This window comes from Sphingomonas sp. LH128, assembly GCF_000293195.2.
GTDB classification, from domain to species: Bacteria; Pseudomonadota; Alphaproteobacteria; order Sphingomonadales; family Sphingomonadaceae; genus Novosphingobium; species Novosphingobium resinovorum_A.
On record NZ_ALVC01000072.1, the window covers coordinates 1 to 25,807 of the forward strand.

At 66.0% G+C, this 25,807-nt stretch carries 21 protein-coding genes; 10 read left to right on the forward strand and 11 right to left on the reverse strand.

Going from position 1 to position 25,807, the window contains the following annotated elements; all coding sequences use genetic code 11:
• Nucleotides 1–165: 165 nt before the first annotated feature.
• The 5 genes from scpA to gor all read right to left on the reverse strand — a co-directional run bounded on the left by scpA (nucleotide 166) and on the right by gor (nucleotide 7,326).
• Nucleotides 166–2,316, reverse strand: a complete 2,151-nt coding sequence (gene scpA, locus LH128_RS06590) for a methylmalonyl-CoA mutase (RefSeq protein WP_008828815.1) — start codon at nucleotides 2,314–2,316, stop codon at nucleotides 166–168.
• Nucleotides 2,317–2,460: 144 nt separating this feature from the next.
• Nucleotides 2,461–2,898 carry a methylmalonyl-CoA epimerase gene (gene mce / locus LH128_RS06595; RefSeq protein ID WP_008828816.1) on the reverse strand — a complete coding sequence of 146 codons (438 nt, stop codon included), beginning with the start codon at nucleotides 2,896–2,898 and terminating at the stop codon, nucleotides 2,461–2,463.
• A gap of 5 nt (nucleotides 2,899–2,903) precedes the next feature.
• On the reverse strand, nucleotides 2,904–4,097 hold the full coding sequence (bktB, locus tag LH128_RS06600; RefSeq protein ID WP_008828817.1) for a beta-ketothiolase BktB: 1,194 nt from the start codon (nucleotides 4,095–4,097) through the stop codon (nucleotides 2,904–2,906).
• 93 nt (nucleotides 4,098–4,190) lie between these two features.
• Nucleotides 4,191–5,717 carry an acyl-CoA carboxylase subunit beta gene (locus LH128_RS06605; protein ID WP_008828818.1) on the reverse strand — a complete coding sequence of 509 codons (1,527 nt, stop codon included), beginning with the start codon at nucleotides 5,715–5,717 and terminating at the stop codon, nucleotides 4,191–4,193.
• A 250-nt stretch (nucleotides 5,718–5,967) separates the two neighbouring features.
• Nucleotides 5,968–7,326 carry a glutathione-disulfide reductase gene (gor, locus tag LH128_RS06610; RefSeq protein WP_008828819.1) on the reverse strand — a complete coding sequence of 453 codons (1,359 nt, stop codon included), beginning with the start codon at nucleotides 7,324–7,326 and terminating at the stop codon, nucleotides 5,968–5,970.
• Between the two features lie 189 nt (nucleotides 7,327–7,515).
• Here gor and LH128_RS06615 point away from each other — a divergent pair, with 189 nt between their 5' ends.
• On the forward strand, nucleotides 7,516–8,178 hold the full coding sequence (locus LH128_RS06615; protein ID WP_008828820.1) for an RBBP9/YdeN family alpha/beta hydrolase: 663 nt from the start codon (nucleotides 7,516–7,518) through the stop codon (nucleotides 8,176–8,178).
• 64 nt (nucleotides 8,179–8,242) lie between these two features.
• Here LH128_RS06615 and pgi read toward each other — a convergent pair whose 3' ends face one another.
• Complete coding sequence (gene pgi, locus LH128_RS06620) at nucleotides 8,243–9,763, reverse strand: glucose-6-phosphate isomerase (protein WP_008828821.1); 1,521 nt, start codon at nucleotides 9,761–9,763, stop codon at nucleotides 8,243–8,245.
• Nucleotides 9,764–9,911: 148 nt separating this feature from the next.
• Between pgi and lepB the strand changes: the two genes are divergently transcribed.
• The 5 genes from lepB (at nucleotide 9,912) to LH128_RS06645 (ending at nucleotide 15,212) form a co-directional block, all read left to right on the forward strand.
• The gene (gene lepB / locus LH128_RS06625; RefSeq protein ID WP_037518181.1) at nucleotides 9,912–10,754 is read left to right on the forward strand and encodes a signal peptidase I; all 843 of its coding nucleotides are present in this window, start codon (nucleotides 9,912–9,914) and stop codon (nucleotides 10,752–10,754) included.
• Complete coding sequence (gene rnc, locus LH128_RS06630; RefSeq protein WP_008828823.1) at nucleotides 10,755–11,423, forward strand: ribonuclease III; 669 nt, start codon at nucleotides 10,755–10,757, stop codon at nucleotides 11,421–11,423.
• Between the two features lie 175 nt (nucleotides 11,424–11,598).
• Nucleotides 11,599–12,492, forward strand: coding sequence for a GTPase Era (gene era, locus LH128_RS06635; protein WP_008828824.1), 894 nt, complete (start codon nucleotides 11,599–11,601; stop codon nucleotides 12,490–12,492).
• A complete protein-coding gene (locus LH128_RS06640) occupies nucleotides 12,489–13,580 on the forward strand; it encodes an SGNH/GDSL hydrolase family protein (protein WP_008828825.1) in 1,092 nt (363 codons plus the stop codon). The genes era and LH128_RS06640 overlap by 4 nt, the downstream gene beginning before the upstream one ends.
• Before the next feature lie 198 nt (nucleotides 13,581–13,778).
• Entirely contained in the window at nucleotides 13,779–15,212 is a 1,434-nt protein-coding gene (locus tag LH128_RS06645; protein ID WP_036522658.1) for a glycosyltransferase family 39 protein, read from the forward strand.
• 34 nt (nucleotides 15,213–15,246) lie between these two features.
• Here the strand turns inward: LH128_RS06645 and LH128_RS06650 are convergent, their stop codons facing one another.
• The 4 genes from LH128_RS06650 to plsY form a co-directional block, all read right to left on the reverse strand.
• Nucleotides 15,247–15,426, reverse strand: coding sequence for a hypothetical protein (locus LH128_RS06650; RefSeq protein WP_008828827.1), 180 nt, complete (start codon nucleotides 15,424–15,426; stop codon nucleotides 15,247–15,249).
• Entirely contained in the window at nucleotides 15,423–18,059 is a 2,637-nt protein-coding gene (gene topA / locus LH128_RS06655) for a type I DNA topoisomerase (RefSeq protein ID WP_008828828.1), read from the reverse strand. The genes LH128_RS06650 and topA overlap by 4 nt, the downstream gene beginning before the upstream one ends.
• Before the next feature lie 155 nt (nucleotides 18,060–18,214).
• Nucleotides 18,215–19,324: a DNA-processing protein DprA gene (dprA, locus tag LH128_RS06660; RefSeq protein ID WP_008828829.1), complete on the reverse strand. Its 1,110-nt coding sequence runs from the start codon at nucleotides 19,322–19,324 to the stop codon at nucleotides 18,215–18,217.
• Entirely contained in the window at nucleotides 19,321–19,908 is a 588-nt protein-coding gene (gene plsY, locus LH128_RS06665; RefSeq protein ID WP_008828830.1) for a glycerol-3-phosphate 1-O-acyltransferase PlsY, read from the reverse strand. The genes dprA and plsY overlap by 4 nt, the downstream gene beginning before the upstream one ends.
• Nucleotides 19,909–20,015: 107 nt before the next feature.
• Between plsY and murI the strand changes: the two genes are divergently transcribed.
• The 4 genes from murI to LH128_RS06685 all read left to right on the forward strand — a co-directional run bounded on the left by murI (nucleotide 20,016) and on the right by LH128_RS06685 (nucleotide 24,296).
• Entirely contained in the window at nucleotides 20,016–20,867 is an 852-nt protein-coding gene (gene murI / locus LH128_RS06670; RefSeq protein WP_008828831.1) for a glutamate racemase, read from the forward strand.
• A 20-nt stretch (nucleotides 20,868–20,887) separates the two neighbouring features.
• Nucleotides 20,888–21,688, forward strand: coding sequence for a hypothetical protein (locus tag LH128_RS06675; protein WP_327195084.1), 801 nt, complete (start codon nucleotides 20,888–20,890; stop codon nucleotides 21,686–21,688).
• Nucleotides 21,689–21,816: 128 nt separating this feature from the next.
• Complete coding sequence (hemA, locus tag LH128_RS06680) at nucleotides 21,817–23,031, forward strand: 5-aminolevulinate synthase (protein ID WP_008828833.1); 1,215 nt, start codon at nucleotides 21,817–21,819, stop codon at nucleotides 23,029–23,031.
• Nucleotides 23,032–23,195: 164 nt separating this feature from the next.
• The gene (locus LH128_RS06685) at nucleotides 23,196–24,296 is read left to right on the forward strand and encodes an NADH:flavin oxidoreductase/NADH oxidase (protein WP_008828834.1); all 1,101 of its coding nucleotides are present in this window, start codon (nucleotides 23,196–23,198) and stop codon (nucleotides 24,294–24,296) included.
• Here the strand turns inward: LH128_RS06685 and LH128_RS06690 are convergent.
• Nucleotides 24,286–25,800, reverse strand: a complete 1,515-nt coding sequence (locus tag LH128_RS06690) for a hypothetical protein (protein WP_155986144.1) — start codon at nucleotides 25,798–25,800, stop codon at nucleotides 24,286–24,288. The two genes, LH128_RS06685 and LH128_RS06690, sit on opposite strands and share 11 nt — an antisense overlap.
• Between the last annotated feature and the right edge of the window lie 7 nt (nucleotides 25,801–25,807).

Consider the following 25,807-nt stretch of genomic DNA (forward strand, 5'->3'; position numbering starts at 1 on the left):
TCGGTGAACGGCAGGTCGAACAGCGCCGCGATTTCCTCGCGGGTCCAGTCGGTGCGGGGGGCGAAGGCGGGGGTTTGGGTCATAGTCATTCCTCAGGCGGCACGCGCGCGGCTCGGGGCCAAAGCCCTGTCATAGAACGCGATGCCGCGCTGATCCAGCATCCCCTTACTCGGCCGCCTGCAGTTCGGAGCCGGCCGGCGGCATGTTGTGGCCGAGCAGGCGCAGCACGTCGGCGGCGCATTCGACCACGTTCGAGCCGGGGCCGTAGATGCCCTGAACTCCGGCATTGCGCAGGTATTCGTAGTCCTTCGCCGGGATCACGCCGCCCGCGATCACCTTGACGTCGCTGCGCCCGGCATCGCGCAACTGCTGGATCAGTTCGGGGATCAGCGTCTTGTGACCGGCCGCGAGGCTGGAGGCACCGACGACATCGACTTCGTTCTGCAAGGCCAGCACCACGGTTTCCTCGGGCGTCTGGAACAGCGGGCCGGAAACGACCTCGAAGCCCATGTCGCCGAAGGCCGAGGCGATGATGTTGGCACCGCGATCGTGGCCGTCCTGGCCCATCTTGGCGACGAGCAGCTTGGGCTTGCGGCCAAGGCGGCGCTCCACCGCCTGAACGCCGTCCAGCACCTGCTGCCAGCGGCTGTCGCCCTCGTAAGGCGCGCCGTAGACGCCCTTCACCGGGGTCGGCTGAGTGCCGTAGCGCTCGAAGCTCTCCTCCATCGCGGACGAGATTTCGCCGAGGGTCGCGCGGGCGCGGGCCGCTTCGACCGCAAGGGCGAGGAGGTTGTTCTCGATGCTGGCGGGTGCGGCGGCGCCATCGGCCAGCGCCTTGAGCGCGGCCTGGCACACGGCTTCGTCGCGCTCGGCCTTCATCTTGTTGATGCGAGCGATCTGGCCTTCGCGAACCTTGGCGTTGTCGATGTCAAGCGTCTCGATCGCGTCCTCGGCGGCGAGGCGGTACTTGTTGACGCCGACGATCACGTCGTCACCCCGGTCCACGCGCGCCTGGCGGGAGGCGGCGGCGGTCTCGATCATCGCCTTGGGCCAGCCGGCGGCGACCGCCTTGGCCATACCGCCATCGGCCTGCACGCGCTCGATGATCTCCCAGGCCTGGTCGACGAGGCTCTGCGTCAGCGATTCGATGTAGTACGAGCCTCCCAGCGGATCGACGACATTGCACATGCCGGTCTCTTCCTGGATGATGATCTGGGTATTGCGGGCGATGCGCGCCGAGAAGTCGGTCGGCAGCGCGATCGCTTCGTCGAGCGCGTTGGTGTGCAGCGACTGGGTGCCGCCCAGCATCGAGGCCATCGCCTCGATCGTGGTGCGGATCACGTTGTTGTAGGGGTCCTGCTCCTGCAGCGACACGCCCGAGGTCTGGCAGTGGGTGCGCAGCATCTTCGAACGCTCGTCCTTGGCACCCAGTTCGGTCATCACGCGGTGCCAAAGCACCCGCGCGGCGCGCAGCTTGGCGACTTCCATGAAGAAGTTCATGCCGATCGCGAAAAAGAACGACAGGCGCCCCGCGAACTTGTCGATGTCGAGGCCCGAGGCCACGCCGTATTTCACATATTCGGCGCCGTCCGCGATGGTGAAGGCGAGTTCCTGCACCTGCGTCGCACCGGCTTCCTGCATGTGGTAGCCGGAAATCGAGATCGAGTTGAACTTGGGCATCTCGCGGCTGGTGTAGCCGAAGATGTCCGAGATGATCCGCATGCTCGGCTCGGGCGGGTAGATGTAGGTGTTGCGGACCATGAACTCCTTGAGGATGTCGTTCTGGATGGTCCCGTCGAGCAGCTTGCGGTCGACGCCCTGCTCTTCACCCGCAACTATGAAGAACGCCAGGATCGGGATCACCGCGCCGTTCATCGTCATCGAGACGGACATCTTGTCGAGCGGGATACCGTCGAACAGGATCTTCATGTCCTCGACCGAGTCGATCGCCACGCCCGCCTTGCCAACGTCGCCCACCACGCGCGGGTGGTCGGAGTCGTAACCGCGGTGCGTCGCGAGGTCGAAGGCGACCGACAGGCCCTTCTGGCCCGCCGCGAGGTTGCGGCGGTAGAAGGCGTTCGATTCCTCGGCGGTGGAGAAGCCTGCGTACTGGCGGATGGTCCAGGGACGGCCCGCGTACATCGAGGCGCGCACGCCGCGCGTGAAGGGCGCGAAGCCCGGAAGGCCCGGATCGACGGTCACGTCCTCGGCGGTGTAGAGCGGCTTGACCGCGATGCCCTCGGGCGTGTCCCAAGTAAGGTCCTTGCCTTTGACTTCCTTGGTCGCCGCTGCCTGCCAGTCGTTGATGTCGGGCATCGTGGTATCCTCTTTTACTCGTCGTCCCGGACTTGATCCGGGACCGGTGCCTGTCTTTAAGCGGGGCCTCTCTTCAAGGTGCCTCGCCGCGAGGTGGGCCGTTTCCGGCCAGCGGTCCCGGGTCGAGCCCGGGACGACGTCAGTTCAATGCGCGCCCTTCGGCGTTTCCATGATCTCGGTAAGCTGGCCGCCCATGTCCTTGGGGTGGACGAAGAAGATCAGGGTCTCGTGCGCGCCCATGCGCGGCTCGCCCAGCACGCGCTTGCCGAGGCCCTCGAACCACGCCTTGGCGGCGTGGATATCGGGCACTTCATAACAGATGTGATGCTGCCCCCCGAGGGGGTTCTTCTCCAGCCACTTGCCGACCGCCGAGTCCGGCGAGGTGGGCTGGAGCAGCTCGATCTGCGTGCCCGCAGTGCCATCCTCGCCCGGCGTGTTCACGAAGCAGACGCGCACCTGCTGGCTTTCGAGCACGAACGGCTCGGTCACGTCGGTGGCGCCCATCACGTCCTTGTAGAACGCGATGGCAGCGTCGAGATCGGGCGTGGCGACTCCGATATGGTTGAGGCGACCGAGCTTCATGGCAATTATCCTACGTTCTCGATGACGTTTTCGATCACAAGGGCGATGCCCTGCCCGCCGCCGATGCACATGGTGACGAGGCCGTACTTGCCGCCGATGCGCTTCAGCTCGTACATGGCCTTGATGGTCAGCATGGTTCCCGTCGCGCCGACGGGGTGACCGATCGAGACGCCCGAACCGTTGGGATTGACCTTCGCCGGATCGAAACCGAGCACCTTCGCGACGGCGGCGGCCTGCGCGGCGAACGCCTCGTTGCTCTCGATCACGTCCATTTGGTCGAGGCTCAGCCCGGCGCGCTTCAGCGCGATCGGCACAGCCTGGATCGGACCTTCGCCCATGTATTCCGGCTCGACGCCCGCGTGACCCCAGGCGACGATGCGCGCGAGCGGCTTCAGACCGCGCTTCTCGACTTCAGCACCGGTGGCGAGCACCACGGCGGCGGCTCCGTCATTGATGCCGCTGGCATTGCCCGCAGTGACCGTTCCATCCTTCTTGAAGGCCGGGCGCATCTTGCCCAGCACTTCGACGGTGGTGTCGGCCTTAACGTGCTCGTCGGTGTCGAAGACGGTCACACCCTTGCGGGTCTTCACCTCGACGGGAAGGATCTGGTCCTTGAAGCGGCCTTCGGCGATGGCATGTGCGGCGCGCGCGTGGCTGGTCGCGGCGAGCGCGTCCATGTCCTCGCGGCTCACGCAGTGGCGCTCCGCCACATTCTCCGCCGTGATGCCCATGTGATAGCCGCCGATGGCGTCCGACAGGCCGAGCGTCAGCGCGTCTTCCTGCGTGTTGGCGCCCATCTTCCTGCCCCAGCGCACGCCGTGGTCATGGTAGGGGATGTTGGACATGACTTCGGCGCCGCCCGCGAGCGTCACCGAGGCTTCGCCCAGCTTCATCATCTGTGCGGCCGAGACGATCGCCTGCACGCCCGATCCGCACAGGCGGTTCAGCGTCAGCGCCGGAGTGGCGAGCGGGATGCCGGCATTGATGCCGATCACGCGGGCCAGCATCTGGTCGCGCGCGCTGGTGGGCATGACCTGGCCGATGACCACATGCTCCACCGCGTCCGCCTCGATCCCGGCGCGGGCAAGCGCTTCGGTAGCGACGAGGCCGCCGAGGTCCGAAGGCATGAACGACTTCAGCGAACCGCCGAAATCGCCGACTGCCGTGCGCACGCCGCTGACGATGTAGACTTCTTCCATGACCTGACTTCCAATCCCTTATCCTTCGACCGGGCGCCGTATTCGGCTTTCACATCCGGTCCGTGTACTCTCAAAAAGGCCACCTGCCGCGCATCACAGCGGGATGTTGTCGTGCTTCTTCCAGGGATTCTCGAGTTCCTTGTTCCGCAGCTTGCGCAGGCCCAGCGCGATGCGGCGGCGGGTCGAGTGCGGATAGATGACCTCGTCGATGTAGCCCCGGCTCGCCGCCACGAAGGGATTGGCGAAGCGGTCTTCGTACTCCTTGGTCTTGGCGGCGATGCCGTCCGCGTCCTGGCCGCGGAAGATGATCTCCACCGCGCCCTTGGCGCCCATCACCGCGATTTCGGCGGTGGGCCAGGCGTAGTTGAGATCGCCGCGCAGGTGCTTCGAGCTCATGACGTCGTAGGCGCCGCCATAGGCCTTGCGGGTGATGACGGTGATCTTGGGCACGGTGGCTTCGGCATAGGCGAACAGCAGCTTGGCGCCGTGCTTGATGATGCCGTTGTGCTCCTGATCGGTGCCGGGCAGGAAGCCCGGAACGTCGACGAAGGTCACGATCGGGATGCTGAAGGCATCGCAGAAGCGCACGAAGCGCGCGGCCTTGCGCGACGAATTGATGTCGAGCACGCCCGCCAGCACCATCGGCTGGTTGGCGACCACGCCGATCGTGCGGCCTTCGATGCGGCCGAAACCGATGATGATGTTGCCGCCGTGCTGGGGCTGCAGTTCGAAGAACTCGCCTTCATCAACCGTCTTGCGGATGACTTCCTGCATGTCATACGGCTGGTTGGCCGAAGGCGGGATGATCGTGTCGAGGCTGGGCTCCAGACGATCCCAGGCATCGGCGCTGGGGCGCTCCGGCACGTCGTCGCGGTTGGACGAAGGCAGGAAATCGAAGAAGTCGCGCGCCGCCAGCAGCGCCTCGATGTCGTTCTCCAGCGCAAGGTCGGACACAGAGGTCTTGCTGGAATGAGTGATCGCACCGCCCAGCTCTTCCTGAGTGACGACTTCGTTGGTGACCGTCTTCACCACTTCCGGGCCGGTCACGAACATATACGAGCTGTCCTTCACCATGAAGATGAAGTCGGTCATCGCCGGCGAATAGACCGCGCCGCCCGCGCAGGGGCCCATGATGAGCGAAAGCTGCGGCACCACGCCCGATGCCAGCACGTTGCGCTGGAACACTTCGGCATAGCCGCCCAGCGATGCCACGCCTTCCTGGATGCGCGCGCCGCCGGAATCGTTGAGGCCGATGACCGGCGAGCCGACCTTGAGCGCAGCGTCCATCACCTTGCAGATCTTCTGCGCGTGGCGGGCCGAGAGCGAGCCGCCGAACACGGTGAAGTCCTGGCTGAATACATAGACGAGGCGGCCGTTGATGGTGCCGGAGCCGGTGACCACGCCGTCGCCGGGGATCTTCTGGTCCTGCATGCCGAAGTCGACGCAGTCATGCTCGACGTAGAGGTCCATCTCCTCGAAGCTGCCTTCGTCGAGCAGCACGTCGAGGCGTTCGCGCGCGGTCAGCTTGCCCTTGGCATGCTGCGCGTCGATGCGCTTCTGACCACCACCCAGCTTTGCGGCGGAGCGGCGCTTCTCCATTTCGGCGATATTTGCGGACATCCGGATTCCCTTGCCTCGGCGCATGCAGCGTCAATTGCTGCATCCGCGTAAGACCGGGAAAGGCCTCTGGTCAACTGTTTTTAATCGACCGGTTAAACTTATCCGGGGTGGGTCTGCGATCTATCCGTCAGGCGATATGACCGAACCCACCCACCCGTCATTGCGAGCGAAGCGAAGCAACCCAGGGCGGCTTAGTGCTGCCCTGGGTTGCTTCGCTTCGCTCGCAATGACGAAAGAGGTTTTCGTCCTCCTACTTCATCAGCACCAGTTCTTCCGACATAGTCGGGTGAACCGCCACGGTGGCATCGAAATCGGCCTTGGTCAGCCCCGCTTTCACCGCGATCGCCGCCACCTGGATCAGTTCCGGCGTGTCCGCGCCGATCATGTGGATGCCCAGAACCTTGTCGGTCTCGGCATGGCAGATCATCTTGTAGAGCGAGCGCTCGTTGCGCTGCGCCAGCACGTTCTTCATCGAGCGGAAGTCGCTGGTGTAGACCTTGCAGGTGCCGAACTGCTCGGTCGCCTGCGCTTCGGTCAGGCCCACGCCCGCGAGCGGCGGATGGCTGAACACCGCCGAGGCAATGCACGAATAGTCCACGCTGGCCTCCTTGCCGCCGAACACGCGGTCGGCGAAGGCTTGTCCCTCGCGGATGGCGACAGGGGTGAGCTGCACGCGGTCGGTCACGTCGCCTACGGCATAGATGCTGGGCACGCTGGTGCGCGCGTTCTCGTCCACCGCGATGGCGCCCTTTGCGTTCAGCTTGACCCCGACATCCTCGAGGCCGAGGCCCTCGATATTGGGCACGCGGCCGGTGGCGAACAGGACGAGGTCGACTTCGATAGGCTCGTGATTGCTCATGTGGACGACCAGCGAACCGTCCTCCTGCTTCACGATCTTCTCGAAGTTCGCGTTGAAGCGGAACTCCATGCCCTTCGCCAGCGAGATCTGGAGCAGGCGGTCGCGCACGCTTTCATCGTAACCGCGCAGGATCTGGTCGGAGCGGTTGATGAGCGTCACATGGGCGCCGAACTGGTGGAAGATGCCCGCGAACTCGTTGGCGATATAGCCCGCGCCCGCGATCAGCACGCGCTTCGGGATCGCGTCGAGATGGAACGCTTCGTTGGAGGTGATGCCATGCGTATGACCCGGGCATTCCGGCACATGCGGCCGCGCGCCGGTGGCGATCAGGATATGCTTCGCGGTCTTCTTCTCGCCGTTCGCCAGCGTAATCTCGTGCGGGCCGGTGATCGTCGCGCGCTGGTGGAATATCTCGACCTTATTGTTGTCGAGCGTCTGCGTGTAGAGGCCGTTGAGGCGATCGACGTCGCCCAGCACGTTGTCGCGCAGGGTCTTCCAGTCGAACTTCGGCTCGCCCACTTCCCAGCCGAAGTGGCGCGCGTCCTCGAGGTCTTCGGCGAAGTGCGCGGCGTAGACGAGCATCTTCTTGGGCACGCAGCCCCGGATCACGCACGTACCGCCGACCCGGTACTCTTCCGCCACCGCCACGCGCGCGCCGTAGGCGGCCGCAACGCGGCTGGCGCGCACGCCGCCCGAGCCGGCGCCAATGGTGAAGAGGTCGTAGTCGTAATCGGCGTCTTTGGCGGGCATGCGATGAAGCTCCTTTGGTCGCGGGGGCATATGGGACATGGGGCCTGCGATTGCCAGCGCACGGGGACGCGGCAGGCGGATTTCCATCCGGCGCTCAAGAATTTCTTCCTGCCGCTTTGACCTCGGAACGCATTGTCAACTTTATCGGTTGAGTTTACATTCGAGCCCATAGCACAAGGGAGATCGCCGATGCCCCGTTCTCTTCAAAGTCGTTCGCTTCCGGGCGAATCCGAAAAACAGGAACCGCTGATCCTTCTCGTCCCCGGCCTCGACGGCAGCGGACCGCGCCACTGGCAGCGGCGCTGGGCGGAAGAGTTCGACAATGCCCAGCTGGTGGAGCTGGGCACCTGGGACAACCCCCACCGCAACACCTGGATCAACCGTTTGAACCTGGCCGTGCACCGTGCGAGACGGCCCGTGGTGATCGTGGCGCACAGCCTCGGCTGCATCCTGACGGCATGGTGGTCGAAGTTCGAGCAGCCGAGCTGGTCGGCCCCGGTGATCGGCGCGATGCTGGTGGCGCCGCCCGAAGTCGATTTCTTTCCGCGCGACGAACGGGTGACCGGCTTCGCGCCGACGCCTGCCGATGCGCTGCCCTTCCCTTCGCTGCTGGTGGCGAGCCACAACGATCCGTGGATGGGCTTCGAGACATCCAAGAGCCTCGCGCGGCGCTGGGGCAGCACGTTCGTGGATGCCGGGAATTCCGGCCACATCAACGCCGATTCCGGCCTCGGCAGCTGGGAGGACGGCAAGCGCCTGCTCTCGCAATTGATCGAGATCGGCGCATCCTCGCCGGGATCCGCCCTGCCTGCTCATGCCGATTGGGCAGAGGGCCTCGAACACCGCGCCTGACGGCGCGCCATCCTACCCTTGCAGGGCGCCGGGGCGACCTAACGGTCGTCCCGGCGTATTATTTTCAGGCGATGCCCGCCAGCGCCAGCAGCGCGGTGGTCGAAGGATCGAACTCCACGCCACCCTGCTCGATCTGCTTGGCGATCTCCTTGCCGAGTTCCACGCCGAACTGGTCGAACGGGTTGATCCCCAACAGCACGGCGTTGGCGAAAGTCCGGTGCTCATGGAACGCCACGAGGGCGCCGAAGGTGGCGGGCGTCAGGTCATCCACCAGGATTGTCGCCGAGGGGCGGTCGCCCGGATAGGCACGCGCCGGATCCTCGCTCGCCTTGCCCGCCATCAGCGCGGCACCCTGCGCGAAGCAGTTCGACAGCAGGATGCGGTGGTGATCGAACGCAAGGTCGTGCCCGGGCGCGATCGAGGCGATGAAGTCCACCGGCACGAGGTTGGTGCCCTGGTGCAGCAGCTGGAACACCGCATGCTGCGCATCGGTGCCCACGCCGCCCCAGGTGATCGGCGCAGTGGGACCGTCGACCGGCTTGCCGTCGAAGGTCACCTGCTTGCCGTTCGATTCCATCTCCAGCTGCTGGAGATAGTCGGGCAGCAGCGCCATGCGCTCGTCATAGGCGAAGACCGCGCGGGTCTGGCAGCCGCGCAGGCGGGTGTAGTACTGATCGGCGAATGCGGCGCGCAGCGGCAGGTTCGCAAGGCCGTCGGTATCGCGGAAATGCACGTCCATCGCCGCCGCACCGTCGAGGAACTCGGCGAAGTCGGGCCAGCCCAGCGCCATGGCTACGGGGAAGCCGATCGACGACCACAGCGAATAACGCCCGCCCACGCTCTCGGAGAACGGCAGGATACGGGTTTCGTCCACGCCCCACTCCATCGCCTTTTCCGGCGCGGCGGTGAGCGCGACAACTCGGCCATAGGGGTCCTCGACACCGTTTTCGCGCAGCCAGATCAGCACGCTGTCGGCGTTGGTCATCGTCTCGATGGTGGTGAAGGTTTTGGAAGCGACCGCGAGCATCGTGGTCGCCGGATCGCACTTGGCAATGGCCTGCTCTAGCGCGCAACCATCGATATTGGACACGACATGCACGTCCACCATCGCGCCCTCACGGGCCAGCGCGTCGATCGCGAGCGCCGGGCCGAGCGCCGAACCGCCGATGCCGACATGGATCAGGTGCTTCACCTCGCCCATGGCGCCGCGATGGATGGCCTCGACGATCGCGGCCATGCGGTGGTGGTTCTCGGCAGCGATCTGGACGCTCTCGTCCTTGCCGACGCCGCGCTGGGCGGTGTGCTCGGCGGCGCGGCCTTCGGTCGGGTTGACGATCTCGCCCGCGAACAGCGCCGCGCGGCGGCCAGCGAAGTCCTGCGCCTGCGCCAGTTCCTCGAAGGCGGCGACGTGCGCGGCGTCGAGGTGGGTCTTCGACCAGTCGAACAGGATTCCGGTGGAGTTCTCCTCCTCACCCAGTTCTAAGCGCGTCGCGAAAGCATCCAGACGGCCGGAATCGGCATCGAAAAGCTGCTTCAAGGTGGGTTTGTCGAGGCCCTGCAGCTTGTTCCATACCGCTTCGCTCATACAACGCATCTCCTGTAAGCATTCGGTGCGCCTTATGCGTTCCGCAGTTGCGAAATCCAAGCCCGAGTTGTGCAATTATCGGCCAGTACCTCATGTTGGTCGGGATCGCTCTTGACGGAAGCACGCGGCCATGGGCAAGGGTTTGCCCATGAGCGACACCCATAGCGCGACAAAGATCGAAGCCGGCCAGGCACCCGCCGGAGCCCCTAATGCCAAGCCCAAGAAGGACGAGAACTTCTTCTCGTTCCTATTCTGGCTGGTGCTGGGCGTGGTGGTGCTGCGCAGCTTCATCGTTTCGCCCTTCAACATCCCCAGCGAGTCGATGCTGCCCCGGCTGCTGACCGGCGACTATCTGTTCGCCACCAAGTGGTCCTACGGCTTCTCGAAATACTCGCTGCCGTTCAGCGTGCCGCTGATCCCCGGGCGCATCCTGGCCAGCCAGCCCGAGCGCGGCGACGTGGTCATCTTCAAGGCTCCGCCTGACAACGACGTCGACTACATCAAGCGCGTCATCGGCCTGCCCGGCGACGAGATCCAGATGAAGGGGGGCCAGCTGTGGATCAACGGCAAGTCGGTGCCCAAGGTGAAGGTCGCCAACTTCACCGTGCCCGTCAGCCCCAACACCGATTGCGGCCCCGGCTTCGAGACCACGGACAAGGGCAAGGACGTCTGCTCCTACCCGCAGTTCCGCGAGACGCTGCCGAACGGCAAGAGCTACACCGTGCTCGACATGGGGCCAACCCCGCAGGACGACACCGGCGTTTTCGTGGTCCCTGAAGGCCACCTGTTCCTGATGGGCGACAACCGCGACAACTCGATGGACAGCCGTTTCCCGGCGGTCGAGGGCGGCGGCGTCGGCATGGTCCCGCAGGAGAACCTCGTCGGCAAGGCGGCGGTCATGATGTTCTCGACCGACGGTTCGGCCGAATGGATCAAGCCCTGGACATGGTTCACCGCCGCGCGCTGGAGCCGCATCGGGAGCGTGATCTGAGTGCTTGAAGCAAATACCCGCGCCTTTCTGATCAAGCATTCCGGCCAGGAGCCGCTCGACGAAGCGCTCTGGCAAGCGGCCCTGACGCACGGCTCCACCGGCGAGAAACGCAATTATGAAAGGCTGGAGTTCCTGGGCGACCGGGTGCTCGGCCTCTCGGTGGCCGAATGGCTCTACCGCGGCAGCGACGAGGCGGAAGGCCGCCTCTCGCAGCGCCTCAACGCGCTCGTCAGCCGCGCCACTTGCGCCACGATCGCCCGCGACATCGGCCTCGGCCCGCATATGCGCCTCGGCAAGCAGGCGCGCGATGACGGCGGGCAGGATTCGGAGAACATCCTGGGCGACGTGATGGAGGCGATCATCGGCGCCTGCTTTACCGAGCGCGGTTTCGAAGCGGCGCGCGATATGGTACTCGGCCTTTGGGCGGATACGCTCCAGGGCAAGACCGGCAAGCGCAAGCATCCCAAGTCCGCGCTGCAGGAATGGACCGCAGGCAACCGCCGCCGGATGCCCGAGTACAAGCTGATCGAGCGTTCAGGTCCGGATCACGCCGCGCGCTTCACGGTCGAAGTGTCGGTCCACAACGTCGGTTCGGCACAGGCCACCGCCCATTCCAAGCAGGACGCCGAGACCGGCGCCGCAGAAGAGTTCATGAGGAAATTCGGCTAGCGAGGCGTTCTGCTTCATCACCCTTCGACAAGCTCAGGGTGAGCGGATTTGTAATACGGGAATTTTATATTCTTAAGTACGTTATGTATGGATATGCCAGCATGAACCTTGAATTTCCGCTCATGCTGAGCTTGTCGAAGCACAGGCCGCATGGCGCAACCGGAGCCGTACAATCATGACCCAGCACTGCGGTCTCGTCGCCGTCATCGGCGCCCCCAACGCGGGCAAGTCCACGCTCGTCAACGCGCTCGTCGGGCAGAAGGTGGCGATCACCTCGGCCAAGGCGCAGACCACCCGCGCCCGCCTGCTCGGCATCGCGCTCGAGGGCGAGGCGCAGATCATCCTCGCCGACACCCCCGGCATCTTCGCGCCCCGCCGCCGCCTCGACCGCGCGATGGTCGCCGCCGCCTGGGAAGGCGCGCAGGAGGCCGACGCGATCCTGCTGATCGTCGATGCGGTGAAGCTGCGCCGCCACGAACTGATGCCGCTGCTCGAAACGCTGAAGGACCGCACCGAACGCAAGGTGCTGGTGCTCAACAAGGTCGATGCAAGCGCCAAGGAAAAGCTGCTGGTGCTGGCGCAGGAATTCACCGCAGAAGTGCAGTTCGACGAGGTGTTCTTCGTCTCCGCCCTCAGCGGCGACGGCGTGCCGCAGCTCAAGACCTGGCTCGCCGGGCAGATGTCCGAAGGCCCCTGGCACTATCCCGAGGACCAGGTTTCCGACGCCAGCGAGCGCCTGCTCGCCTGCGAGATCACGCGCGAACAGCTCTACCGCCAGCTCCACGAGGAACTGCCCTACGACGCCGCCGTGCGTCCTGAGGCCTATACCCCGCGCAAGGACGGCTCGGTGGAAATCCGCCAGCAGATCGTCGTCACCCGCGACAACCAGCGCGCCATCGTGCTGGGCAAGGGCGGCTCGAAGATCAAGGCGATCGGCGAGGCCGCGCGCAAGGAACTGAGCGAAGTGCTCGGCCAGAAGGTCCACCTCTTCCTCCACGTGAAGGTCGAGGAGAACTGGGCCGAAACCAAGGACATCTACGAGGAAATCGGACTCGACTGGGTGAAATGATGAAGGCCGCATTCTCGACCCTCACTGCCACCGCATTCCTGCTGTGCGGCTGCGCCACGCCTTACATGAAGGCCGTGGCCGCCGAGAAGGCGCAGGTCACCCTGGTGGAAGAGAACCTGGCCGGGCAACGCTACGTCGCCATCGGCTCGTCGTTCGCTGCGGGACCGCAGCTGCCGCCGGTCAAGCCGAGCTGGCCCGCGCGCTGCGGTCAGAGCTTCAACAACTACCCGACGCTGCTCGCCGAGCGCTTCGGCATGGTGCTGATCGACCGTTCCTGCTCGGGTGCGGTGACCGACAACGTGCTCGGCCCCTGGGGCGAAGTGCCGCCGCAGATCAACAGCGTCACGCCCGACACCCGGCTGGTCACGATCACCATCGGCGGCAACGACCTGTCGTACATCGGCAACCTGTTCTCGGCGACTTGCGCCTTCAACGCGAAGATCATCGCCGCCTCGGGCGCCAAGACCAAGGCCTGCGGCCCGGTCCGCATCCCCACCGAGGCCGACTACGTCCGCGACGAGGCGCAGCTCAACGAGATCGCCCGCCGCATCAAGGCGACCGCCCCGCAGGCGCGCATCGTCTTCGTCCAGTACCTGACCCCCGTGCCGCCGCCGGGCAAGCTCTGCGCCGACACCCCGGTCAGCGAGACCGACGCCGCGATCGTGCGCGAGATCGGCCGCCGCCTTGCCGAGATCACCGGCCGCGTGGCACAGGCGCACGGCACCATCGTCGTCGAGATGAACCAGTCCTCGGCCACCCACACCCCTTGCGACAAGGAGCCGTGGATGATCGGCTCCCCGCAAGGCTACGACGGGCGGCAGGGCTTGCAATGGCATCTCAACAAGGCCGGCATGCAGGCGACGGCTGACGGCATTTCGTCCTGGCTCATCAAGGCCGGCGTAAGGCCAGTGAAGCCTTCGGTGACGGTCGAGCCCGGCCTCAATCCTCCAGGACCGGCGCCGACGAAGCCTGCACCCGGGCAGCCGATTCCCGCCGTCCCGGTGCCGGCACCGACGGCCGCCCCAACGGCCAAGCCTACACCGGCGCCGACGGCCAAACCGTCGAACGAGACGAAGAAGCGCTCGTAACGCCGCGGAAGTCTGGCGACGGCGCGATCCGCCGTCGCATTCCTGCAATCAAAACGCCTTAAGCGCCCTTTCCCAACAACCGCCGTTCCCCCCGCGGCCGGAACGAGGAAAGGGTCGCTCATGGTCGCGCGGAGTGCCGCTGCGGCGCAACGGAATGTTCCGATTGCCGTTCGCCGTCCTATCGGCGCCCGGCTTCGGTTGGGTTCGCTCGCGCTGTACCTGCCGATCGCCTTCGCATTGCGACTGCTGATGCTGGGCAAGCCCGCATTCCAGTCGGACGAGCAGTTCTACCTCCTCGTCGGGCAGCGCATGGCGCAGGGCGCCCTTCCCTACGTCGACATCTGGGATCGCAAGCCCTGGGGCCTGTTCGCGCTCTATCGCGCCGTTTACGCCCTGCGGTTCGATCCGGTCTTGACTTATCAGTTGCTCGGCCTTGCCTGCTCGGTGCTCACCGCGCTGGTCATCGAGCGCATCGCCCGCCGCATCGCTCCGCCCCGCGCAGCGCAGTGGGCGGGGCTGGTCTATCTGCTTTGGCAGCCGGTGTTCAACGTGGCGCTTGGCCAGTCGCCGGTGTTCTACAACCTGCCTGTCGCCCTTGCCGCGCTGATCGTCGTCGATGTGCGAACGCGGGCGCACGATCCCTTGCTTGCCCGCCGCGGCCTGAAGGCGATGCTGCTGTTCGGGCTTGCGATGCAGATCAAGTACACGGCGGTCTTCGAAGGCGCTGCCTTTGGCCTGATGCTGCTGGGACGCGGCAGGGCGGACGGCTGGCCGCCCCGGAGACTGGTCCTGACGGGCGCCGGATGGATCGCGGCGGCGCTGGCTCCGACTGCGGCGGTCTGGACAGGCTATGCATGGCTCGGCCACGGCGATGCCTTCGTGCAGGCCAATTTTGCCTCGATCCTGGGCCGCACGACGGACATGGCCGATGCCTTCGGTCGGCTCGCCAAGGAATGCCTGGCGCTGATCCCTTTCGCGCTCGCCCTGCTTCTGGCACCCCACCACCTGCGCCCCGTTCGCGGAGTGCGCCCGGCAGCCCTGCCGTCCCTGCGCATTTGGGCGCTGGCGAGCATCGGCGGGTTCCTGGTTTTCGGCACTTGGTACGACCACTATCTCGGCCCCGTGCTGGTGCCGCTGAGCGTGCTTGCCGCGCCGGCCCTCGCACGTAGCCGCCCGGGAGAGCGCTGGTACGGCCAACTGCTCCTGGGCATGGGTGTCGTCGGTGCAATCGCGGTACCCGCCCTGCAGGTTCGCGAAAGGGGCGATGCCACGCAGTTCGCGAGCATGACACACGCGATCACGCGCGAACTGCAAGGCCGCTGCCTTTACGTCTTCGAGGGCGACAGCGCGCTCTATCGCACCACCAACGCCTGCATTCCAACGCGATTTGCCTACCCAAGCCACCTCAATGCGATGAACGAAGCGGGCGCGCTGAACATCGACCCGGTGAGCGAAGTACGCCGCATCATGGCCAGCCGCCCCGGCGTGGTGGTGGTCGGGCTGTCCAAGCGCCCGAACCGCGCCAACGACAAGACGCGCGACATCGTCATGGAAGCGCTGCGCAGCGACTACCAAACTTATACGCAAGTCAGCCTAGGCACCCGCCGGTTCGCGCTGTGGCGGCTGAAATGACGCCGCCCCGGAACTGATCCGGGGCGGGAGACCGTCACCGCGCCTTGGCGATGTTCATGCCATGCTGGCGCGCCGCATCCTTGGTCGATTCCTCGGTTCGGTTGAGGGCCTTGGCAATTTCCTTGAGGCCCTTGCCCTTGCCCGCGAGGGTCTGCAGCTTCTGCAGTTCCTCGGGCTTCCAGGGCTGCTTGTGCTTGGCAACCTTGTCGCTCATGCTTCGACATCCCACGGTGCGGCGCTGCCCTGATCGGTATCTGCGGCCGCCTTCTTCTTCGGCGCTGCTTTCTTGGCCGTTGCCTTCTTTGCCGCCGGCTTCTTGGCCCCGTCCGTCTTGGCGGCGGCAGTCTTCTTGGGCGCCGCCTTCTTGGCTGGCGCCTTCTTCTTGCCCTTGGCCGGCCCCTTGGCCGCCTTCTCGTCGATCAGCACGACGGCCTGCTCGGCGGTGAGGTCTTCCGGCTTCTGGTCGCGCGGGAGGGTGGCGTTGGTGGTGCCGTCGGTGACGTAAGGGCCGTAGCGTCCCGCCATGACCTTGATCTCGCCGCCGCTGGTCGGATGCGCGCCCAGCACCTTGAGCGGTTCCGCTTTGGTGCGCGAGGCCGCGCCGCCGCGATTGGCGGCGTCAGCCAGCATCGAGACCGCGGCGTTCATGCCGGTGTCGAACACTTCCGCCGTCGAACGCAGCCGCGCATACTTGCCGTCATGCGCGAGGTACGGGCCGTAACGGCCGATGCTGGCAGTGATATCCTTGCCCGTCTCCGGGTGCGGACCCACGGTGCGCGGCAGGCTGAGCAGCTTGATGCCCCATTCCAGCGTCAGTTCGTCGATATCCTTGGGGATCGAGGCGCGCTTGGCCTCCTTGCCCTCGCCCAGCTGGATATAAGGACCGAAGCGCCCGGTACGGCGCATGATCTCCATGCCGGTCTCCGGGTCCTTGCCCAGCCCTTCGTCATCGCCGCCTTCGGCGTTGCCTCCGGGCTGCGCGAACTTGCGGGTGAACTTGCACTCCGGATAGTTCGAGCACGCCACGAACGCGCCGTAACGACCGCCGCGCAGGGACAGGCGCCCCTCGCCGCACTTGGGGCAGACACGCGGATCAGTGCCGTCCGCCTTGGGCGGGAACAGGTAATCGGAGAGGAACTCGTCCAGCGCCTCGGTCACTTCCGAGGGCTTCTTCTCCATCACCTCGTCGGACTTGGGCTTGAAGTCGCGCCAGAAGGCTTCGAGCAGGGCCTTCCATTCCTGGCGTCCGCCCGAAACGTCGTCGAGTTCGTCCTCCATGCCCGCCGTGAATTCATAAGCCACGTAGCGGGGGAAGAAGCGTTCGAGGAACGAGGTGAGAAGTCGCCCCGTCTCCTCTGCGAAGAAACGGTTCTTCTCGGTCCGCACGTAAGCGCGGTCCTTGATGACCTGGATCGTCGCGGCATATGTCGAAGGACGCCCGATGCCCAGTTCCTCCAGCCGCTTCACAAGACTGGCTTCCGAGAAGCGCGGCGGCGGCTGGGTGAAGTGCTGCTCGGCGGTCACGTCCTTCTTGGCCGGCATGTCGCCCGCCTTCATGAAGGGCAGCAGGCCTGCCTCGTCGTCATCGTCGGCCTTGTTGTCGCGGCCTTCCTCGTAGACGGCAAGGAAGCCCGGGAATTTCACCACGGTGCCGGTGGCGCGCAGTTCGTTGCGGCCAGTTCCGTCGCGCAGGGTTACGGTGGTACGCTCAAGCTGGGCCGAAGCCATCTGGCTGGCCATCGCGCGCTTGAAGATCAGATCGTACAGGCGCGCCTCGTCCCCTGAACCGAAGCGGTCCTTGGTGAACTCGGTGGGACGGATCGCCTCGTGCGCTTCCTGCGCGTTCTTGGCCTTGGTCTCGTAGTGGCGCGGCTTTTCGGGAACGAAGTGGCCAGAGAAGCGCTCGGCGATGGCGGCGCGGGCGGCCGAGATCGCACTCGGGTCCATCTGCACGCCATCGGTACGCATGTAGGTGATAGCACCCGCTTCATAGAGCGTTTGCGCCACGCGCATCGTCTGGCTGGCCGAGAAGCCCAGCTTGCGTGCGGCCTCCTGCTGCAAGGTCGAGGTGGTGAACGGCGGCTGCGGGTTGCGGCGATGCGGCTTGGTCTCGACGCCCTCGACCTTGAAGGCGCCCTGCTCCACCGCGGTCTTGGCCCGCATGGCGATGCCCTCTTCGCCCAGGCTCAGGCGGTCGAGCTTCTGGCCCTCGAACGTCACCAGCTTGGCGGTGAAGTCGGTCCCGTCATGCGCCATCTGCGCGGCAACGGACCAGTACTCCTGCGGCGTGAACGCCTCGATCTCGCGCTCGCGATCGACGATCAGGCGCAGTGCCACCGACTGCACGCGGCCCGCCGACTTGGCGCCGGGCAGCTTGCGCCACAGCACAGGCGAAAGCGTGAAGCCGAACAAGTAGTCCAGCGCACGGCGGGCGAGGTAGGCGTCGATCAGGTCCTGATCCAGCTCGCGCGGCTGGGTCATCGCCTTGGTGACGGTTTCCTTGGTGATCGCGTTGAAAGTGACGCGCTGCACGTCTTTGGGCAGCGCCTTGCGCTTGGCCAGCAGTTCGCGCACGTGCCACGAGATCGCCTCGCCCTCGCGATCAGGGTCGGTCGCGAGGATCAGGCGGTCGGCGGTCTTGGCCGCATCGGTGATCGCCTTCACTTGGCGCTGCTTGTCGCCGTAGAGTTCCCAGTCCATCGCGAACTCCTCGTCCGGGCGGACGGAGCCGTCCTTGGGCGGCAGGTCGCGGACGTGGCCGTAGCTGGCGAGGACCTTGTAGTCCTTGCCCAGATACTTCTCGATGGTCTTTGCCTTGGCGGGCGATTCTACGATGACTAGCTGCATTCTCTAACTCGATCTGCCCCTCGCGTGCGCGCACGCATACATACACGTACAAGGTGGGTCGTGTTCGACCGGGCCGTCAAGCCCCGCCGGGACGGCTCCCTTGCCGCATAAGCGCTGCGGGATAAAGACGCACCGTCGATTTCTTCCGGGCAGCCTCACCCAAGACTGACCCGCCCACCGGCGTGGCGGGCGAGCCTGCCGTCCAGTTCCAACTCTAGCAGGGCAAGCTGAACGGCAGCGGCGCTCGCGCCCGACTGGCGGATCAGTTCATCGACGGCAACCGGCGCGGTCGTGAGCAGACCCGCCACGTCGGCGGGATTGGCGGCCGCTGCCGACGGCACTTCCTCGACCCAGTCACGGGGCGCTTCGCGCAGGCTCGTCGGCACCGCGCCCGAAAAGTCGGTCAGTTCCTCGATCACGTCCTGCGCTGCCTGCACCAGCGTGGCGCCGTCGCGGATCAACTGGTTGCAGCCATGCGAGCGCGAATCGAGCGGAGAGCCGGGGATCGCCATGACCTGCCGCCCCATCTCGCCCGCCAGCCGCGCGGTAATGAGCGAGCCGGACTTCGGCGCTGCCTCGACCACCAAGGTGCCCAGGCACAACCCGGCGATGATCCGGTTGCGGGAGGGGAAATGGCGTGCCAGCGGCTCGGAGCCGGGAGGCTGCTCCGCCAGCAGCAGACCGCGCGTCGCGACCTCTTCCTGCAGGGCTGCGTGCTCGGGCGGATACGTGATGTCGATGCCGCTGGCGATGATGCCCACGGTCGCTCCACCCGCCGCGAGTGCGCCCTGATGCGCGGCCCCGTCGATGCCGCGGGCGAGGCCGGAAACGACTGTCCAGCCCTCTCCGGCCAGTTCATGCGCAAACTCCCGCGCCAGCCGGATCGCGGCAGCGGAAGCATTGCGCGCGCCGACCATGGCGACGCACGGCCGCGCCAGCACGGACATGTCTCCGCGCCAGGTCAGGATCGGCGGCGCGCCCTCGGTCTCGCCGAGCAGGCGCGGATAGTCCGGCGAATCGTGGAAGAGATAACGCGCGCCGGTTTTGCGAGCGGCGGCGATCTCGTCGTGAACGCGGCGCTCCGGCGCGAGTGCGTAAGGACGTCCGGATCGCCCCGCGACCTCCGGCAAGGCCGCGATCGCATTTACTGCGTTGCCGAACCGGGCCAGGAGGTGGCGGTAAGTGACCGGTCCGACATGGGGCGAGCGTAACAGGCGAATGCGGGCGAAGGCCTCGTCCCGCGAAAGACCGCCCGGGGCACTCACTTTTTCTTGCCGCCTCCGATGCGCGGTTCGGTTCCCGCACGCAGACGGGCGATGTTCTCACGGTGCTGGAACAGCACGAGCGCGGCAATGACGGTCAGGACCAACCCCGCCTGCGGATAGCCCAGCACGAACGCGGCAAGCGGCGCGACGATCGCCGCAGTCATGCCCGATACCGAGGAGATGCGAACCGTCGCCAGCAACCCGATCCACGTCAGCGCGTAAGCCAGCCCGACCGGCCATGCGAGACCGAAGGCCACGCCCGCTGCGGTCGCCACGCCCTTGCCCCCCTTGAAACGCAGCCAGACCGGGAAGCAGTGGCCGAGGAGCGCGCCCAGGGCTGCCAGCGGTGCCGTTTCGGGCCAGATCTGCGCAGCGATCAACACCGCCGCCAGCCCCTTGAGCAGGTCCAGCAGCAGCGTGGCAGCGGCAAGGCCTTTGCGCCCGGTGCGCAGCACGTTGGTCGCGCCGATGTTGCCCGATCCGATCGAGCGCAAGTCGCCAGCGCCGGTCACCCGGGTCAGAATGAGGCCGAACGGCACGGAGCCGAGCAGATAGCCGAGTACGAGCGGAAGAATCCAAGTCATGCGACGCGCCTTAGCGCCCTATCGCGCTTTGCAGAAGACAGGTTGCAGCATTCGGCGTTGCCGGGACAACCCCGACGCGGTTAACAGGTGGCAAGGTCCAGGGATTGATGATGGCTTCCGATATCGAGAGCGCGCCGCAGAGCGTCGCCACCACGCTTGCAAGGATCGATGCGACGTCGCCGATCCTGCTGTTCGATTCGGGCGTCGGCGGGCTCACCGTGCTGGAGGAAGTGCGCAAGGCCCTGCCTGATGCGCCGATCATCTATGCCGCCGACACCGCCGGACTGCCTTACGGCACCAAGACCGAGGCGCAGATCGCGGCGCGCGTGGCCGGGCTGCTCGGCCGCATGACGGAGCGTTTCCGCCCGCGTCTGGTCTGCATCGCCTGCAACACCGCCTCGACCATCGCGCTGGGCATGGTGCGCGAAGTGCTGGAAGTGCCGATCGTCGGCACCGTGCCCGCCATCAAGCCCGCCGCCGCGATGACGAAGACCGGCGTGATCGGCCTGCTCGGCACCGAGGCGACGATCCGGCAGGCCTATGTCGACCGGCTGGAGCACGAATTCGCCGCCGGAAAGCGGCTGCTCCGCCACGGCGCGCCCGGTCTCGTCGAGGCGGCCGAGGCCAAGCTGCGCGGCGAACCCGTCGATCCCGCGCTCATCCGTCATGCCGCCCAGGCGCTGCGCATGCAGCCCGATGGCGAGCGCATCGACACCGTGGTTCTCGCGTGCACGCATTTCCCGCTGGTCGAAGCCGAACTCGCCGAGGCTTTCGGCCCAGGCGTACGCTTCGTGCACGGCGCACAAGGCATCGCGCGGCAGGTCGCGCGTCTCACTGCGGGACAGGAATATTCTCGCCAACGACCCGACCGCGCGCTATTCACCGGACAGGGAGAATTGCCCGGTGCCTATGCCGAGAAGCTGGCGCATTACGGGCTCATGAGGATCGAGAGGTTTTGACGCGACGGCTCAATGTATGGTTGTTGTCGGTACTGCTCATCATCGCCATCCCCTACTACTGGTTCCTGGCCGATGCCGGGGCCGGGATCGGGAGCGGTGAGCCCAGGGCAAAGCCGCTGACGATAGGCGCTCTGCGCAAGCTCGCGGACGCGAGCGATGGCCAGCGCCCCATCGAACTGCGCGTCGAGACGGTGGGCCTGCGCATGACCTCGCGCAACATGCTGGTGGCGGGCGGCGGTCTGCGGCAAGCTCCCAACATTATCAGCGCTTATGAACTGATCGTGCCGGGCAACGGCCCGATCGTGATCGACGCCGGAATCTCCCGCTCCTCGGCCATGACGCACGAGTTCGATCGGTACAGCGGCGAGGCACAGGCCCGCATCGAGACCGCATTGTCGAAAGCCTCCCACGTCATCCTGCTCGCCGACAAGCCGACTCACAACGGCGGCTATCCAACGGGCACGCACCGGGTGGAGCAGGAACTGCCGCCCTCGGGCGACGTGCCTTATACGCTCGCGCCCGGCGTCGTGGTGATTCCGGCCAGCGGCGTCGCGCCGGAAGCGAACATGGTCTACGTCCGGCTCTCGGACGATCGCGAGTTCCTGTTCACCGGTGACATCGCCAAGCTCGCCGTCAACTGGAAGGAATTGCGCCTTCCCGCACGCATCGCCACCCGCGGAGAGATTGCCTCTTTCCGCAGAGAAACCCTCTCCTGGTTGATGACGATCAATGCATTGCACCGCGACGCGCCGCAGATGACGATCGTTGCGGGGCACGAGCCTTCCAAAATCCCGTTTTCCGCAGGCACGTTTTCCGATTAGCCCTTAGGTACAAGCGACTGGCAATGAGAGACGCGATAAGCTATTGGCCGCAGCAAATGCAGTCCGGGCAACGGACGCAACGCTTTGGGCAGGCGCCGGAACAGGCAAGGCAGGACAAAGTCGACACCGTGAACTACGAGCACATTTTCGACCAGGCGATCGAGCGCCTTCACTCCGAAGGGCGCTACCGCGTCTTCATCGACATCTTGCGCAACAAGGGCGCCTATCCGAACGCGCGGTGCTTCGCCGGCCACAACGGGCCGAAGCCGATCACCGTGTGGTGCTCCAACGACTATCTCGCCATGGGCCAGCACCCCAAGGTGATCGAGGCCATGGAAGAGGCTCTGCACGACGTCGGCGCCGGCTCCGGCGGCACCCGCAATATCGGCGGTAACACGCATTACCATGTCGACCTCGAGGCCGAACTGGCCGACCTGCACGGCAAGCAGGGCGCGCTGCTGTTCACTTCGGGCTACGTCTCGAACGACGCCACGCTTTCGACGCTGGCCAAGCTGCTGCCCGGCTGCGTGATCTTCTCGGACGAACTGAACCACGCCAGCATGATCGCAGGCATCCGCAATTCGGGCTGCGAAAAGAAGGTCTGGCGCCACAACGACCTCGAACACCTCGAGGAACTGCTGGCCGAGACCGATCCTGCCCTGCCCAAGCTGATCGCCTTCGAATCGGTCTATTCGATGGACGGCGACGTCGCCCCGATCCACGCGATCTGCGACCTCGCCGAAAAGTACAACGCCCTCACCTACATCGACGAAGTCCACGCGGTCGGTATGTACGGCCCACGCGGCGGCGGCATCACCGACCGTGACGAGGCTGCACACCGCATCGACATCATCGAGGGCACGCTGGGCAAGGCGTTCGGTGTCATGGGCGGCTATATCGCCACCAACAACAAGATCATCGACTGCATCCGCTCCTACGCGCCGGGCTTCATCTTCACGACCTCGCTCTCGCCGGTGCTGGTCGCGGGCGTGCTCGCTTCGGTGCGTCACCTCAAGAGCTCGAGCGTCGAGCGTGAGGGCCAGCAGCGTTCCGCCGCGATGATGAAGCAGATGTTCCGCGATGCGGGCCTGCCGGTTATGGACTCCGTCACGCACATCGTCCCGCTCATGGTGGGCGATCCGGTGCGCGCCAAGCAGATCAGCGACATCCTGCTCGCCGAATATGGTGCTTACGTGCAACCGATCAATTTCCCGACCGTCCCGCGCGGCACCGAGCGCCTGCGCTTCACCCCCGGCCCCGCGCACACCGAAGAGATGATGCGCGAACTGACCGAAGCCCTGGTCGAAATCTGGGACAGGCTGGAAATGCGCCTCGCCGCCTGAGGCGCGCGGCGCGCTTTCGCAGTTGCAAGATATTCTTGTCCGAAAGGCCCTCCGCACCGCGCGGGGGGCCTTTTTTCTAGCCCGCTCCGTTCCCAAGTGCACGTGCGTTGCGGCGCTTCCAGCGCTCCCTCCCCCCTCGCAACGACATGACCAGAGGACCATCCATGGCAAAGCTCTTCGAGCCCCTCACTCTCGGCGACGTCACGCTCGCCAATCGCATCGTCATCGCGCCGATGTGCCAGTATTCCGCCGAGGACGGTCGCATGACCGACTGGCACACCCAGCACCTCGGTCAGCTTGCCCAGTCGGGCGCCGCCATCCTGACAATCGAGGCAACCGCCGTCCTGCCCGAGGGGCGCATCTCCTACGCCGACGTAGGCCTGTGGGACGACGCGACCGAGGCAGCCATGGGCAAAGTCCTGGAAAGCGTCCGCCGCTGGTCGGACATGCCCATCGCCATCCAGCTTGCCCACGCCGGCCGCAAGGCCAGCACCGCCAAGCCATGGGACGGCGGCGCCCAGATCGCACCGGACGCAGCCAACGGCTGGCAAACGGTCTCCGCCTCCGACCTGCCCTTCCAGAAGCATGAGAACGCGCCGGTGGCGTTGGACAGCGCCGGGCTAGCCCGCGTCCGCACCGCCTTTGCCGAGGCCGCGCATCGCGCCGCACGGCTCGGGATCGACGCCATCCAGATCCATGCCGCGCACGGCTACCTGCTGCACCAGTTCCTCTCGCCGCTCTCCAACACGCGCACGGATGAGTACGGCGGCAGCCTCGAGAACCGCATGCGCTTCCCGCTAGAAGTCTACGATGCGGTGCGCGCAGCCTTCCCTGCCGAGAAGCCGGTGACGGTGCGACTATCCGGCACCGACTGGGTCGAGGGCGGCTGGGACATCGAGCAGACTGTTGCCTTCTCCAGGGCTCTGGAAGCACGCGGCGCGGCTGCGATCCACGTCTCCAGCGGCGGGCTGCACATCGAGCAGAAGATTCCCGTCGGCCCCAACTATCAGGTGCCGCTTGCAAGGGCGGTGAAGCAGGCGGTGTCCATACCGGTGATCGCCGTGGGCCTGATCACCGAACCGGAGCAGGCCGAAGCCATCATCGCGACTGGCGATGCCGACATGATCGGACTTGCGCGTACTGTGCTCTACGACCCGCGCTGGCCGTGGCATGCAGCAGCGGCGCTGGGCGCAAAGATCGCCGTCGCGCCGCAGTTCCTGCGCAGCCAGCCGCGCGCCTACAAGGACCTGTTCGTCAGCGCCTGACAAACAGCGTGTCGCCGCCCGCCCGCTTCGCCACGACGAAGCCCGGCGGCGGCGGCAGGTCGGCAGGAATCCCGCCCGAAACCCAGACCGCGTCGAAACCATCCGCACGCATGGCCGCGATCTTGCCGTTCATCGCGGCAAGGTCCGGCCGGTTTTGAGGGCAAAGCGGCGCTACGTCCTGCGTCCCGCCGGACCAGCGCTGCGCGAGGAGCGGGTCGCGGACGGTCATCAGCTTGGCATTGTCGACCATGAACAGCGTGTTGACGTAGGCATCCCTGCGCGTGAGAGCGTAGCTGCCCAGCTTTTCGTCCGGCACCAGACGCCAGGGAAAACCGCAATCCGGCGCCGCCCAGAGGTAGCCCACGCGCCCTCCGCGCGGCACGGCGCCGAGCAGCTTCAGGCGTTGTTCGAGGACGTGGCCATGCCGCACCCAATCCCGGGTCACTGTCCCGACGCGCACGCAAAACAAGGCGATTCCCGCCATCACGATCAGGCGCTCCCGTTCGGGACGGGCGCTCGGCGTGATCGCCAGCACAAGGACCAGTAGCGCGATAGGCGCGGTACGCAAGTCCGTGCCCCATGCATTGAGGATCGTCGTGGGGGCCGCGACCGCCGCGAAGGCGAGCAGCACCCCGCTGACGAGCAACCTCCGCTCCAGCCTGCGCCCCGACGCCCACAGCAAGGCAACCCCACTGACGCAGGCCAGCGCCGCCAGCAAACCGATATCCACCAGCTTGTCCGTGCCTCGCAGCACGCTGGCGAAGACCACGATCTTGGTGTTCACGAAGTCGACGTAAGCCGGGCCGCCCCCCTGCCCCGCCGCCTCGGAACGCCAGAGCAGCAGCGGCATGACCGGCACCAGCAGAACGAGATTGCGCCGCATCGCCGGCCACACCTCGCGCCAGCTTCCGAGCTTCCCCAACTCGTTGCCCGCCGCCAGGATAAGCAGGACCACCCAACTCGCCATATGCGCCGTCCACACGACCAGCGCCGCAACTGCCAGAATCACCTGCTCGCGTCCGCTTTCGCGCGGCCGGGTGTACAGCCATGCCGCAACCAGCAAGGCCAGACCGATGCCCATGCAGTAATTGAGAAACCCCCACATCCATGCCTGATGCATGGCGAAAGGCAGTGCAACGAAAGCGCTTGCGCTCACTCGCCCATGCGCGGCGCGGGAAAGCTGGAACAGGCCCATGACCGTCAGCGGCGCCAGCAAGGCTCCAACCACCAGCGTCGCACGCTCGCTGCCCAGCAGGGGCGCCAGCAGCACCGAAGGCAGATCGGCACCGAGGTTGGCGATCCACTGCCAATGTACCGCGAACATCCTGCTCAGCGCAGGATCGGCCGTGATGTTGGCCAGAACGTGATGCCGTGCCATGTGCGACGGCATGTCGACGAAACCCGGCACCGGCGCCAGCAGCACCGGCAGGAAAGCCAGCGCCACCATCGCAGGCATGAGCATCCGCCAGCGCGGGATCGGGGTGCGGTCGTCGAGTTTCGGCATCAGCGCC